The organism is Paenibacillus sp. FSL H3-0333 (assembly GCF_038002805.1).
Lineage (GTDB): Bacteria > Bacillota > Bacilli > Paenibacillales > Paenibacillaceae > Paenibacillus_AQ > Paenibacillus_AQ silagei.
The window spans coordinates 7208478-7222384 of the sequence record NZ_JBBODG010000001.1; the positions used below are offsets into that span (position 1 = coordinate 7208478).

Below are 13907 nucleotides of genomic sequence, written 5' to 3' on the forward strand. Positions count from 1 at the left end.
CCTCACAGCCGCCCATTGTGTTCGGTTTGATTTCCCGGAACGCAAAAAACACGGACAGTATTGTCCGTGCTCCGTTCCCCCCACCGATTGGGCGAAAATCTTTAATCGTATGACATCTCATATTTGGTAAGCCCGACAGCATTGGCGTATAAGGCCGCCTGCGTCCGGTCCGCCACCTGCAGCTTCGCCAGAATCTGGCTGACATGCTTCTTGACGGTGAATTCGCTGATGAACAGGCGTGAAGCAATCTCGCGGTTGCAGGCCCCCTGTCCCAGCTCGATCAGAACTTCCTTCTCTTTGGGTGTAAGCTCATCCGTCGGACTGCTGCCGCTCATGCGCATCTTATCTTCCATCAGCCCGGGATCGTAATACTTCCTGCCCTTGTGGACCAGTTGAATGGCAAACAGCAATTCCTCAGGCAGAGCTTCCTTCAGTACATAACCGTCTACCAGTACTTCCTCCGCCTTCAGGAAATCTTCCCGGCTGGCTGAGGATGTCAGCAGGATGAACTTGCATGAGAATCCGCGCACGCGGGCTTCCTTGATAATATCCAGGCCCGATTCATCGGCAAGCTTCAGATCAATCAGCACAAGATCAGGCTGTATCTCCTCAATCACGAGAAGAGCTTCTTGGCCATTCGTTGCTTCGCCGGCAAACTGCAGATTGGACTGCATCGATATCACAGATGCCAATCCTCTTCTCACCAAAGGGTGATCATCAACAATGACGATTTTCACTTGAACGACCTCCTGCCTAAAGTTTATGCATTTTTCAGTTCAGCCACACCGACAGGTATAGAGATTAAAATTCTGGTTCCAGCGTTCTCGCTGCTGGTTAACTGGAAATCGCCTCCAAGGGACTGTGCCAGATATTGCATATTCTTCATTCCCAGTCCGCCTGAGTGATCCTCGGATTCAGCCCAGATCAGATCTGCATCGAAACCGATGCCATCGTCGACAATCGATAGTCTAATCCATTTCGGCTTAAGCGACAGTTCTACATCCACCCGGCTGGCAGCACCATGTCTTATGGCGTTGCCGGTCGCTTCGGAGATAATCCGGAAGAGTGCCTTGTGGTAAGGATAAGGGAGACTGAAATCATCCCCCGTTATTTTCAGTTCAATCTCAACATCATTAAGCCGGGAGAGGCTCTTCAGATGCGAGCGCACCATCCCAAGCCAGCTCGGGCCGCCGCTCTTCTTCGAGCTGAGGCTGTAGATGGTAATCCGCAGCTCCTTGGCTACCTTGGTGGCTGAATCATGGATAAGCTCAATCTGCTCCTCCAGCTCCCGCTCAGACATTTTGCGCCACGTCTGCTTCAGGGAATGGGTCGCATAGACGATGCCGAAAAGACTCTGGGAGACACTGTCGTGCATCTCATCGGCTATCCGGTTCTGCTCGTTCGTGATGATCAGCCGGTTCTCGATCACGCCCAGCTCGTGGCGCTCAAGAATAATCGCACTCAGCTCCGACAGGAACATCAGTTGCTGGATGTACCACCGGCGGCCCTCCAGCCCTTCCGAGGCTTCCAGCTTCACGCCAATCATTCCGACGAACCGGGTGCTCATTCTTACCGGCATCAGCAGGAAGTCGCCGATCCCCGGCATACTCTTGAATACCGGTTCACGCTGCAGCCTCCATTCATGCTCATGCTTCTCCAGCTCCATGAACAGAAAGCGCTCCTCCTCATGCTGCCAGCCCGTCTGGCGGCTCTGCGGAGCAGGCTCACCGCTTTTTTTGGCGAACCAGAACAGGGCCTTCTCCAGCTTGGTAAGCTTGACCACATAGTCGGTAATGACTTGGCCAATATTCATGAAGTCATGCTGGCTTGATGTTTCCACGATGTGATAAAGCGATTTGATATGCTCCATGGTATCGTTGGTCCGCGCGTTCGCTTCCTCCCGCTGCCGCTTTATCCCCTTAACCATCTGCATAACTATAACCGCGAGAGCCAGGGCTAGAAACAGGTTACCATTGGCAAGTATAATTTCAGCAATCGTAAGACCCGGAGAACCGGCATCCATGTAGCCCGATACTGCCACCATGGAAATATAACCCAGGATCAGACTCCAGGTAAAATAATAAGAGAGCGCACCCGCCGCAAACAGCACCGGATTAAGTACATATAGCTTAAAAGGACTATCGTATCCTCCAGTAAATAACATCAACACCGCAATGAGTGCCGTCTCCATACTGACCATCAGCATTAGAGTACGGGATCTTGCATGGAACTTCCGGTAATAGTACGGGAATAGTTGGGCAAATAAGAATAGCACAATGATTAGTAGGGATTTGTATATTACGGAAGGCCCCGCAGAAACCATGAGGTACATAAACGATGTGAGGGACAAAGAAAAGATTCTGAAAAAGGCGATCGTACGGTCTTCGACTGTTAATTTAATGTTCATCCCACCACCCTATTCTCCAGTTTGTGGAAAATTCGAGTTTATTCTAAGCTATGTTTAAAAGCATCATACATGAGAAAAATCACAATAACAAGTTTCGATTTCTAATGATAGCGTTTACTTTGAAAATAAAATGGGTATAATTATTCTTTTTTCATGAAAAATTAACCAACTCTATCCAGCTTCTCAAATGATAGCGTATGCAAAATTATCCAGTCCAGCTCCGGGCATGGCAAAGAGCCTCTCCCTCCAGGGACAGGCTCTTCAAAAGAGAAGTCTTCGGTTATCCGGTGAGTACACCCGGCACAGTCTATTCAGTCACCGCCGGCACAGCTTGCTCCGGCTTGGCATTATTACATATACAAATTTGATAGCGCTGTTCGCCAACGATATGATACCCGGTGGACAAAATACGCAAGGTATGATTAGGTCCTACCACCTTATGGAGACTGCGGCAACTGATGCAGTAATACTCTCTCAATAGTCTCATCTCCGGCATAGTCTAGAAGAACTATTCTAGAACTGCTAATATTATCTAGAGCATAGCACTGTTTTTTTCTGCGTGTCAACAAAAATCTGCAAAAAACGACATTATTTCGAGACTCTTTTAAGATAAAAAGTAGAATTATGTCGTTTATTATGTCAGAGATGATTCCGGCAGGTCTGCGGGGAGAGGCCCATATATTTCTTGAATAGCCTTGAAAAATAAAAACTATCCCTATAATGAAGCATTCCCGCTATCTCCTGCACCTGCAGGGAGGTATTCAGCAGCAAATGCTTGGCCTCGGCCATCTTCAGCCGGTGGATATATTCATGCATCGGGTACCCGCTGCTCCGCCGCACGGTGCGGCGGAGTGTAGACATGGACAGGTGCAGGCGCTCGGCCATCCCCGGCAGATCGGGCTGCTCATAAATGCAGGCATTCAGCGCCTCCCGGATCAGCGGCATGGCTTCCTGTCGCCACGGTCGGCGGCTGCCCTGCAGCTGCAGCGAGCATTCCAGCAGCATCTCCTCCAGCAGCAGCGCAGCCCGGTCCGCATCACCGGGAACATCTCCGGCCATGTACGACAGAACCTTTTCAAAGGACGCTTTCAGCCCTTCCGCCTTATCCCCCCGGGTTACCTCTCCACCCGCAATCATTCCCGCTTCCAGCCATTCTGTGACACGGCTTCCGCTGAAATTAATATAGTATTCATCCCAATACCCGCCTGGGGGCGGTCCGAAGCTGTAGCTATAACCGGGTCTGAAAAAAAACAGGCTTCCCTCATGGACCTGCTGCTCTGGTCCTCCGTTCTCTGTATAAGTTCCGGCTCCTGCGACTATATATACAAATGCCCAGTGTTCAAAGGTGACACCCGAGCGAAACAGCGTTCTTCCCGGCAGATGGCCGGCTTGCCCGACACGAATCGACTTCAGGCGCAGCCTGGCGGCCTCCACCTTCGGATCAATAATTCTTACTGGATACGGGCTGATCATATAATCCATGAGCTTGGGCATACATTGCATTCCTCCATGTGTTCAGGAGTGGTATGTTGATAATGAAGATGATCATATTCTACATGAATAAGAGGTGTCCACGCTATGTCTGATGTTGTTCACTTACAGCTTTTTCCCCGGCCGCAGAAGATCACGGTATCCGCAGGACAGTTCCCCCTTCCTTCCCGGGGCAGCATTGTGCTGGCCGGTGAGGATCAGGTGTCTGCCCTTCCCGCAGCCCGCAGGCTTCAACAGACCGCTTCCGAGGTGGTCCGTCTCAGTCTGCCTCTGTCCATAGGGCAGCGGGCTGCCACAGTTCCGGCTTGCACCTTCCGCTATAACGCACTGCTTGCAGAAGGAGCCTACGAGCTGCACATTAACGAAAAAGGTCTCATTGCCGCTTACGGTTCTCCGCAAGGCGCTTATTATGCAGCGGCGACGCTGAAGCAGCTCCTGCAGCAGTGCGGCCGGACGCTGCCTTATCTGCATATCTGCGATCAGCCGGATTTCGCGGCCAGAGGACTCATGCTTGATATCAGCCGCAACAAAATCCCCACGCTGGATACCCTGTACCGGATCATTGATCTCATGGCGGACCTCAAGCTGAATCAGCTGCAGCTATATATAGAAGGAGCACCCTTTGCCTATGAATCCTTCCCGCAGGTGTGGGAGCTGGAAACCCCTATAACCGGCGAGGAAATCCTGCTGCTGGATGCCTACTGCCGGGAGCGCTATATCGAGCTTGTGCCTAATCAGAACAGCTTCGGCCATATGGAGGGCTGGCTCACCCGGCCGGAGTTCAACCATCTGGCAGAGATCCCCGCCGGCTTCATGCTTCCGGATCAGATGTATGATAGCGATTTATACCCGGAAGGATTGTTCATGCATCCCGGCACCTTCCATACAGAGGACCCTGAGGTATTGCAGCTTCTGGGCACGATGTACGATGACCTCCTTCCCTACTTCAGCTCAGAGATGTTCAATGTCGGCTGTGATGAGACCTATGAACTGGGACTTGGCGCAAGCCAGGCACTGGCCGAGTCATCCGGCAAAGGCGAGCTGTATCTCTCCTTCCTGCAGAAGATTCACGAACTGGTCAAGCAGCGCGGCAAAACCATGCAGTTCTGGGGCGATATCATCATTCAGCATCCCGAACTGATCCCCCGGCTGCCCAAGGATATCATCGCCATGGAATGGGGGTACAGCGCGGCTCATCCTTTTGAAGCGGATACCCGCAAATTCAAAGAAGCAGGCATCCCGTTCTATGTCTGTCCGGGAACCAGTTCCTGGAACTCGCTCACCGGCAGGACCGACAACATGCTCGCCAATCTGCGCAGCGCTGCGGTGCATGGCAAGAGAAACGGCGCTATCGGCTACCTGATTACCGACTGGGGTGATTTCGGCCACTGGCAGCAGCTGCCGGTCAGCTATGCCGGATTCGCCTACGGGGCAGCACTGGCCTGGAATGTAGAGGGGAATCTGGAGGCGGATGTGGCGCATTATCTGAACACGGCGGTCTTCCAAGACCGCTCAGGAACCATCGGACAATTGCTGCTAGATCTGGGGAACTACTATAAGCTGGAGTCGGGCACGGTCCGCCCGAATGACACGGAGATGTCTATGCTGCTGCGCAGCCATCTGGAGCATGTGCAGCTGGCTACGAAGCTGCCTGTAGAGCAGCTTGACAGGCTTGAGCAGTACATCCTCGGCCTTGAAGCCCGGCTTGAGCAGCCGGTTCTGGAATGCAGCGATGCAGAGCTGGTTATCCTGGAGCTGCGCAGCGGCATTCACTTCGTGAAGCATGCCGTGCAGCTTACCCGGCTCAAGCAGCAGCTCGCCGCAGCCGATTCGCAGCCCCAGGCAGCGCAGGTTCAGGCGCTGATCCATGACCTGGATCTGCTGCTCCACCAGTACCGCCAGCTCTGGACCCGGCGCAACCGGCCGGGCGGCCTGGAGCGCAGTGTCTCGAAGCTGGTCCGCCTGCGCGGGGAATATACCGCACTTGCCGCCAAGCTGAGTGGGGCGGCTGTGGAGTAAACATCATTCCATGCCAAAAAAACAAGCCCCGCTGTTAACCAGGAGACTTGTCCTGTTGACTCTGCTTGAAGAGTTCTATCAACTGGTTGCTGAGTGATCCAAATGAAGCCCCATCACATGGTATAAGGTCCGCTCCAGATAATCATGCAGGAAGAAACGCGAGCTTACAAAATGAGCGGCCATATCGGGAGACTGATACTGTTCCAACGCTGCTGTCATGCGCGGGAGGACCGCCTCTCGCCCATGGCGGTTATGCCGGTAACTGTTCAGCAGGGACTGCCATTCCGCCTCATCCCCCGGATACATCTCCCAGCGGTAGACGTATTTATGGATAGCCCGCGAACGATCTGTAGCCTCTTCAAAATCATGCATTACCGCAATCAGTCCGGCAACATCTTTGTTGAGCCGGACTTCATCAACCAGCTTCCAGATCAGATTATAATAATCCTCCAGCCTGTACCTTCCCTGAAGCTCATGCGCCTTCCCGGCAGGAATGCCGTGGAACCGCTCCAGGAAGCGGTCAATAAAAGTCTCCGTATCCGCCTTCCGGTTCCAGGCCAGCTCCGCATGAAGCAGCATGGGATACCAGGTCGTTTCAAAGATTCCGTAAGGGACTCCCAGACTGAACGGGGCAGTCCAGTTCGTAGCCACCACGCAATCAAGATGGAGACGACCGGCTGCTTCAGCCCACTGCCGTAGATTATCCGTCCGGTTATCCAGCACAGGATAATTCTGATGCTCTGCCGAGTCGAAGCTGCGGACCGCCGGTGCACCCATCACTTCAATGCCGAGAGCCCGGAATTTGTCCGCCAGCCCTGAGACCTCCGCTTCAATATTGCGGCCGTTATAGATCCAGATCATCGCTACACTGCGCGGGTCCAGCTTTGCCAGTTCCTCAGGCGGGCATTTATCCAGCATGTCATGCCAGAATACCGGCGTTCTGCCCCGGCTTGAAGTGAATTCAATCAGCCGGTTCAGAAAGGCGATGAACGCCCGCTCCCGGATTCCGCCGAAGGCTTCCCGGCATTGCGCACACTCACACAAGCTATACACTTCATCACAGCCTAGATGAATATAAGGGGAGTCCGGATGAGCCTCCATCATCTCCTCCAGCAAATCCGTAATGAGCTGATAGGATTCCGGACGGGACGGGCAGATTTCTCCAGTGGAAGACTCGGTCTCCCGAAGATGCCGCCAACGGTCGTGCCGAAGCACATATTCCAGATGCCCGAAGCTCTGCTGAAGCGGAATAATCTCGATAAAATGCTCCTTCGCAGCGTCGTGTAGCGCCTCCAGCTGCTCCGGATTCAGCGCATGCTGCGGGTGCGTCAGCTCCGGATACTTCCGGAACGGAAACTTGTCTTCGTATTCGATCAGGACCGCATTGATCTTGTAGTTGGAGAAATCAGCTAAATAACGGACCAGCAACTCCGGCTTCGAGAAGGTCTGGCGGAGGTCATAGTTCATCGCACGCAAACGGGTATCCGGCCAGTCCATAATGGTGACTGCGAATATCTCTCCCTGCGGATTCCGCAGCTGCAGCAAGGTCTGGAGCCCATAATACAGCCCGGCGGCATCCGTAGCCCGGATGCGAACGCGATGCTCAGACACCTCCAGCAGATAACTCTCCTTCCGTCCTTCCAGCAGCGAAAGCTCCGCTTCCGGCACTCCAACTAACCCGGCTCCCGCTACGCCATTCTCACCACCGCCCCCTCCTAACGCTCCTTTCTGCAGACGCTCGCCAGCAGACGTTCCCGCCGCGCTCTGCAGCAGCAGAGAATAGCCGCTGCCTTCTGTGGAGCTGACCAGCTTCGCCCCGGGAAAAGCACGGCGGCAATGCCGCTCCAGCCTTGGCTCCTCCTGCTCCATCATCAGACTCAGCCATACTCCGTCATTGATTTGAAAAGCGCTTCCGTCCTCTAGCTTCAACTGTTGCGGTTCTGGCAATAAATTATACACGGCTCTCCTCCTTATCTTGCAGCTTCATTCCCCGCTCAGCTGCACATTCTGCATACGGTCGTAAGCTTCCTTATATACGCCTACCAGCTTATCCACGCCCAGATTGTTCATTTCCTCCACATACTTATCCCATTCGGCCAGATTTCTGGAGCCGGTGACGAATTTGGCGAAGCTCTCATCCCGGTGCTTGTTGATCGCTTCCCCGGTAAGCGAGATCACTTCATTCTCCTGCTCGGTGAAGGCCGGGCGGGGCTGCATGGCGGACGGGTCATACTTGGCCGCTTCTTCATAAGCATGCTTCAGGTTATCGGAGAACAGCGACAGATGGGCATCGAAGTCGATCCAGGTATACGTGCCGCTTGTCTGCAGCCCGGTCTGCTTGCGCATTTCGGTCACATCACTGTATTCCGGCTTGAACTTGATCGTACCGCCTTCTTTGGTATAGGTCTCCCCCTCCTTGCCCCAGCTGGCAAGTGTACGCCCATCCTCTGTATAGAAGAAATCCATATAGGCCATGATGTCTTCAATCTGCTTCGAGGTCGAAGCCACTGTCAGACCGCTCTCCAGATAGTGAAAATAAGGATTAAGCTGCTTGCCGTCCGCCAGACCTGCGGGTGGAGCCAGGAACTGCATGTTGTATTCAGGGTTGTCTTTCTGCATCGCATTGTTGAAGAAATCAATCCGGCTGATATAGTCGACGGTGACAAAAGACTTGCTGGTAGATACCATATCCTGCCACTGCTTTGTCTGCAGCGAGAGGAAATCCGGAGGAATCAGCCCTTCATCATAGAAGCTTTTCCACATGCCGAGCATTTCCTTATAAGCGGGCTCCGTTGGCCCGTAATGCCACTCACTGTTATCAAAATTAAAATATGCGCCCTCACTGGTCCCGAAGTTTATCGTCATGCTGGCATTCAGCTCATCGGGGTTCTGCCCGTAACGGATGGAGAGCGGAAAGCTATCCGGATATTTCGCCTTCAGCACCTGAAGAGCTTCATGAAGCTCCTTATAGGTCGTTGGCGCCTTCAAGCCTTCCTTGTCAAAAACATCCTTCCGGTACATCCAGACTAAGCGGTTCGTCTCTCCGAAGCCCTGGTTCGGGAACATATACATCTTCCCGTCTGCGGACAACGCCGCCTTAGCTTCATCAGGATACTGCTGGATCCACTTGCTCAGGTTCGGCATCTTGTCCATATACTCCTTGATATCCACCAGAGCACCTTGCTGGCCGAATTTGTTAGATTCCTTACGGTTCGGCATATATAGGATGTCCGGCAGGTTTTTGGAGGCAATCGCCAGATTGAGGCTTTCTTCAAGCTCCCCGGAAGGCGTCTGCACCTTCAGGGTGACACCGGTCTTCTCCTTCAGCCAGCTCCAGACCGGCCAGGACTCCGAATAAGGAAACGTAGCATTGTTGTCCAGCAGTGCCGTGAAGGTCTTGACCGGCAATGCAGACGGACTTCCCGAACCTTCACCGCCCTCCTGCACAGCAGCTTCCGGCGCGGCTGCATTCTTATTGTTGCCGCTGCAGCCGGACAGAAGCAGCATTGCCATCACGGTAAGCAGACTTGCAGTCATCCATTTTCTCATATAAGCCACTCCCATTCCTATGAATTGTACTGTTCGTTGTCAGCCTTTGACGGCTCCAATCATTGCGCCTTGGACGAAATACTTCTGGATAAACGGATACACGGCTAGAATCGGAAGTGTTGATACCATAATCGTCGCATATTTCAGCGATTCTTCAACAATCTGATTATCCCCCCCAATACCGGTTACATCTCCTGAGCTGGAGGTGCCGGCAAGGACCATATTGCGCAGCAGTACCTGCAGCGGGAACAGCTCCGAGGAGCGCAGATACAAGAGCGGGCCGAGGAAATTATTCCACATACTCACTGCATAGAAGAGCGCAATCGTCGCAAATGAAGCTTTGGACAAGGGCACGATGATACGGGCAAAGATACCGATGTCATTCAATCCGTCCATACGCCCCGACTCCTCCAGCTCCTTCGGAATGCCCGCGAAGAACGTGCGCATCAGAATCAGATTCCAGGTGCTCACCGCACCCGGCAGCACCATCCCCCATACGGTATCCACCAGATTCAGAGAGCGGACCACGAGGAAGGTGGGAATCATCCCGCCGCTGAAGAACATGGTGACTACAATCAGCATGGTCAAGCTTTTGCGCAGCGCCATATCGCTCCGCGACAAGGCGTAAGCTCCCGTGGAGGTGATGAGCAGGGAGATCAGTGTACCCGTAAAGGTGTAGACGATCGTGTTCTTGTAAGCTACCCAGATCTTGGAGTCCTCCAGTACCACTTTATACATGTCAAGGTTAAAGCCCTTGGGCCAGATGGACACTTTATTCTGGATGACATTAGAATCACTGCTAAGCGACACCGCCAGCATGTGTACAAACGGATACAGCGTAGCGGCCACAACCATCAGCAGCACAATCCCATTGATTATACTGAACAGGTTCATCCGGAATTTCATAATAAGCACCTCTTTTTTACCATAGACTGGTTTCACTTATGCGGCGGCTGATCCAGTTGGCACTATAGATGAAGACCAGACTGATCATCCCCATGAATAGGTCTATGGAAGCACCGTAGCTGAAATTACCTTGCTGCATACCGACTCTGTATACATAAGTGCTGATAATATCCGCAGTTTCGTAAATCGCCGGATTCTGCATCAAGAAGACCTTCTCGAAGCCTATCTCCAGCACCTGCCCGATATTCAGAATGAGTGTAATGACAATCGCGGGAGAGATACCCGGCAGCGTAATATGCCAGATCCGCCGCAGTCTGCCTGCTCCGTCCATTTCTGCCGCTTCGTATAGCTGGGGATCAATGGCGGTTAGCGCAGCCAGATAGATGATGGTCTCCCAGCCGATATGCTGCCAGATTTCGGAGAGTACATAAATGATACGGAAGAAACCCGGCTCGTTCATGAAGTTAACAGGCCCGATGCCAAGGCTGCCGAGCAGATTATTGATCAGCCCTCCCGTTGGCGAGAGAAACATAATCACCATACTGGCAACAATGACATTGGAGATGAAATGCGGAAGATAGCTTACCGTCTGCACGAGGCGTTTGAAGGATGCCTTCCTTACCTCATTCAGCAGAATCGCGAGCAGGATCGGGGCAGGAAAGCCGAATACCAGCCGATATAATCCAAGTAGAAAGGTATTCTTCATCAGCAGCAGGAAATCCGGGTTCTCCAGAAACATCCGGTAATATTTGAAGCCCACCCAGTTGCTGGCCCAGATCCCCTTGAACAGATTGTAATCCTTAAACGTGATCACCAGCCCGAACATCGGCAGATACTTGAAAATCAAATAATACAGCAGACAGGGAAGAAACAGCAGCCATAATAATTTGTTTCTTCTCCAGGTCTTCATCACCCGTTCCCTCAGCTGCGGCCGTTCCCGGTTTCTCCCGGCGGTTGTCTCCGGCAGTGCATTTGCTTGCCCCATACGCATCCCCCCCTAAATACTGTAGTGATGTTAGCTTATTTCCCCTTTCAAGCCGGGAGTTATGGTTGAATTATAGGAATAAAATCCGTGATAGCGCTATCAGCATGTTATAATACATATCGCCCGATTAGCGATTTTCTAAGAATCGGCGTATAAAAAGAAGAAAGTGCATATTGTCCGTGTGAGCTTTCGGGAGCTATGATGGTATAAAAAGAATGTCCATAGCAAGGGGGACCATCATGCGCAGAAGAACAGACTTTAAATTTGCTTTCAACGCCTTGTTCGTGAAGCTAATGCTGAGCTTTCTCAGCGTTATCCTGCTGCTGGCTTCTTTCAATCTTGTCTCTCATCTATATCTGAGCAAGAAGGTCTATCAGGAGATGGTCCGCCAGAATGAGTTGAGTCTCAAGCAGACCGCCCTGAGCTACGAGAATCATTTCCGGCTGACACAGAACATCATTCTAACCCTTAACCGATCGCGTACATGGACGGCCAACCTGGGCCTCTTGAGCCAGGTCCGCGAGAACAGGCGTTATGATGTGGTCCGTGAGGTCAAATCGGATCTGGCGAACGTCTACTCCAACCCGTTCCTGCATATTGAGAACTTCATTCTCTATTTCAAAGAAGCGGATTATGTTTTTGAAAAGGACGGCACAAGCAGTATGAACGATATGTTCTCCAAATATTATGCCAGCAAGGAGTATCCGCCAGATTATTGGAGCCGGCAGACGATGGGCAATCAGTACATGAGGGTCCTGCCTGCAGCTAATTTTAGAGAGAGTACGATGAATTCCTCGCGTCCGCTCGGGTCGCTGCTGCCGCTGGTCACCCAGGTTCTTCCCAATAAGGAGGTCTATGGCATTGTCATGCTGAATGCACGCGAATTGCAAACGGCTTACGGGGATGGGAGCGCAAGTCCGTTCTATATTCTGGATGCAGACGGCGTCATGCTGTTCTCCACCACGGCAGACCGGCCGGTATTAAGCGACATCTCCGGGAGCATCAGCTACCATGAGCAGGTCGGAGACCAATATTATTTCTATCAAAAAGGCGGGCAGACCGGATTCACTTATGTCCAGGTTACACCAGCCGCTGCAGTTACTTCCGGAATGCGCCAGATGCAGCTGCTGCTGGCCGCCCTGCTGACTGCCGCCGTGCTCACCAGTATTCTGTTTTCGCTGTTCTTCAGTTACCGTCTTAACCGGCCGCTGCAGCGGCTGATTGCAGCACTGGAGCGCAAGTCGGGCACAGGTGCGGATAAGCTAAGCAGCGTGAAGGAATTCGCTATCATCGGGGACCGCATGAGACGTATTCTGGAGACCAACCAATTCATTCAGACCGATCTGGAGCATAAAAATTCGCTGGTGCGCCAGTATGCCTACTCCCATAAAATTAAGAACATCCCCCTGAACCCCAATCTGCTGGATCTGGAGGATGCCCAAGCGGAAGACCGGCCGTATGCAGCCGTGCTGTTCAAGCTCAGCTTCAAGCAGCCGTCCCAGAGCCCGGAGAAGGATACCCTGATGCTGTGGCAGCTGATCCAGCACCTGTTCCTGGGCAGCGAAGGGGATATAGTGGCTGTGCAGCCGGAGCAGAATCAGCTCCTGCTGCTGCTGTTCCAATGCGGACCGCAGAGCGCTATTCTTCAGACACTCCAGACTCTGAAGGAGCTGCTGGAGGTGGAGCCCGCCTTTTATTTGACCATTGCGGTAAGTCCTGTCTACTCCGGAGAAACTCCGATTACCGGTGCTTACGGGATTCTCTCCTCACTGCTTAAAGAACGCAGGCTGAACGAAGAAACCCAGATTATCGTGGAGCCGCGCGCTTCATCGGCCCGTTCCTTTCATGTCAAGGTAACCCATGGGGAGGAGCTATCGGGCCTTCTGCTGTCAGGCAATGAGGAAGCGGTGCTGGGATGGCTGGCCAGACAGCTGGAGCAGTTGAACCAGAAGGACGCTGCGGCCGAAGATTTCCGGGCCTTTGCCGCGGGAGCGGTGGAGCAGGCGGGCAAGACGGTAATGAAGCTGGGGTTGGAGGAGGCCGTACTGATTCAGCCGGCTCTTAAGGAAAACTTCGAGAGCTTCTATTCCACCGGGCAGTATAAGGAATGGCTTCACGCAATGGTCCGGCCGATCCTTGCCGCCATGCGGGCGAAATCCGAGACCAGGGACCCTGTACTTGCCTATATGCTGGACTATCTGGATAAGCACTACGGAGAGAATATCAATCTGAATCTTGTTGCAGACAAGCTGAATCTGAGTCCGGGCTATCTGTCTACCTTCTTCAAGGAGAAGCAAGGCATCAATTTCAGCGACTATCTGAACAACCTGCGGATCAGCCATGCCAAGGAGCTGCTGATGAACGTCGACCTGCGCATTCAGGAGATCGCACTCCAGGTCGGCTACCTGAATGTCAATTCCTTCATCCGTATGTTCAAACGCGCCTCCGGCCTTACGCCCGGCGAATACCGCAAAAGCCATGCCAGCGGAGGACTGCCCGCTGCGGAAGACGGGCCTTGAGGCGCTCCGCTTCCTCTGCCTCGATGGTCCA

At 52.8% G+C, this 13907-nt stretch carries 9 protein-coding genes; 2 read left to right on the forward strand and 7 right to left on the reverse strand.

The genetic code is table 11. From position 1 onward, the window contains the following. Positions 1 to 101: 101 nt before the first annotated feature. The 3 genes from MHH78_RS31480 to MHH78_RS31490 form a co-directional block, all read right to left on the reverse strand. Positions 102 to 737, reverse strand: coding sequence for a response regulator (locus MHH78_RS31480; protein ID WP_036693598.1), 636 nt, complete (start codon positions 735 to 737; stop codon positions 102 to 104). A gap of 23 nt (positions 738 to 760) precedes the next feature. Beyond that, positions 761 to 2206: a sensor histidine kinase gene (locus MHH78_RS31485; protein WP_341170003.1), complete on the reverse strand. Its 1446-nt coding sequence runs from the start codon at positions 2204 to 2206 to the stop codon at positions 761 to 763. 840 nt (positions 2207 to 3046) lie between these two features. Beyond that, entirely contained in the window at positions 3047 to 3901 is an 855-nt protein-coding gene (locus tag MHH78_RS31490; protein WP_341170004.1) for a helix-turn-helix transcriptional regulator, read from the reverse strand. Between the two features lie 84 nt (positions 3902 to 3985). On the opposite strand from MHH78_RS31490, the gene MHH78_RS31495 reads away from it, so the two are divergent. After that, on the forward strand, positions 3986 to 5917 hold the full coding sequence (locus MHH78_RS31495) for a beta-N-acetylhexosaminidase (protein ID WP_341170005.1): 1932 nt from the start codon (positions 3986 to 3988) through the stop codon (positions 5915 to 5917). Between the two features lie 78 nt (positions 5918 to 5995). On the opposite strand, the gene MHH78_RS31500 is transcribed toward MHH78_RS31495, so the two are convergent. From MHH78_RS31500 to MHH78_RS31515, 4 genes are read right to left on the reverse strand one after another with little or no spacing between them, the layout of a single operon-like run. Beyond that, positions 5996 to 7876 (reverse strand): glycoside hydrolase family 20 zincin-like fold domain-containing protein, encoded by a 1881-nt coding sequence (locus MHH78_RS31500; protein ID WP_341170006.1) that lies wholly within the window; start codon positions 7874 to 7876, stop codon positions 5996 to 5998. 24 nt (positions 7877 to 7900) lie between these two features. Then, positions 7901 to 9466: an extracellular solute-binding protein gene (locus MHH78_RS31505; protein ID WP_341170007.1), complete on the reverse strand. Its 1566-nt coding sequence runs from the start codon at positions 9464 to 9466 to the stop codon at positions 7901 to 7903. Positions 9467 to 9505: 39 nt separating this feature from the next. Continuing rightward, on the reverse strand, positions 9506 to 10372 hold the full coding sequence (locus MHH78_RS31510) for a carbohydrate ABC transporter permease (RefSeq protein ID WP_076078976.1): 867 nt from the start codon (positions 10370 to 10372) through the stop codon (positions 9506 to 9508). A 16-nt stretch (positions 10373 to 10388) separates the two neighbouring features. Further along, positions 10389 to 11282, reverse strand: coding sequence for an ABC transporter permease (locus MHH78_RS31515; RefSeq protein WP_341170421.1), 894 nt, complete (start codon positions 11280 to 11282; stop codon positions 10389 to 10391). A gap of 314 nt (positions 11283 to 11596) precedes the next feature. Between MHH78_RS31515 and MHH78_RS31520 the strand changes: the two genes are divergently transcribed. Continuing rightward, positions 11597 to 13876 carry a helix-turn-helix domain-containing protein gene (locus tag MHH78_RS31520; RefSeq protein ID WP_341170008.1) on the forward strand — a complete coding sequence of 760 codons (2280 nt, stop codon included), beginning with the start codon at positions 11597 to 11599 and terminating at the stop codon, positions 13874 to 13876. The last annotated feature ends 31 nt before the right edge of the window (positions 13877 to 13907 follow it).

Bases quoted from the DNA above. Each gene is read 5' to 3' on its own strand.
- MHH78_RS31485 (WP_341170003.1), bottom strand. From the start codon at position 2,206: ATGCTGATGGTCAGTATGGAGACGGCACTCATTGCGGTGTTGATGTTA.
- MHH78_RS31490 (WP_341170004.1), bottom strand. From the start codon at position 3,901: ATGCCCAAGCTCATGGATTATATGATCAGCCCGTATCCAGTAAGAATT.
- MHH78_RS31495 (WP_341170005.1), top strand. From the start codon at position 3,986: ATGTCTGATGTTGTTCACTTACAGCTTTTTCCCCGGCCGCAGAAGATC.
- MHH78_RS31505 (WP_341170007.1), bottom strand. From the start codon at position 9,466: ATGAGAAAATGGATGACTGCAAGTCTGCTTACCGTGATGGCAATGCTG.
- MHH78_RS31510 (WP_076078976.1), bottom strand. From the start codon at position 10,372: ATGAAATTCCGGATGAACCTGTTCAGTATAATCAATGGGATTGTGCTG.
- MHH78_RS31515 (WP_341170421.1), bottom strand. From the start codon at position 11,282: ATGAAGACCTGGAGAAGAAACAAATTATTATGGCTGCTGTTTCTTCCC.
- MHH78_RS31520 (WP_341170008.1), top strand. From the start codon at position 11,597: ATGCGCAGAAGAACAGACTTTAAATTTGCTTTCAACGCCTTGTTCGTG.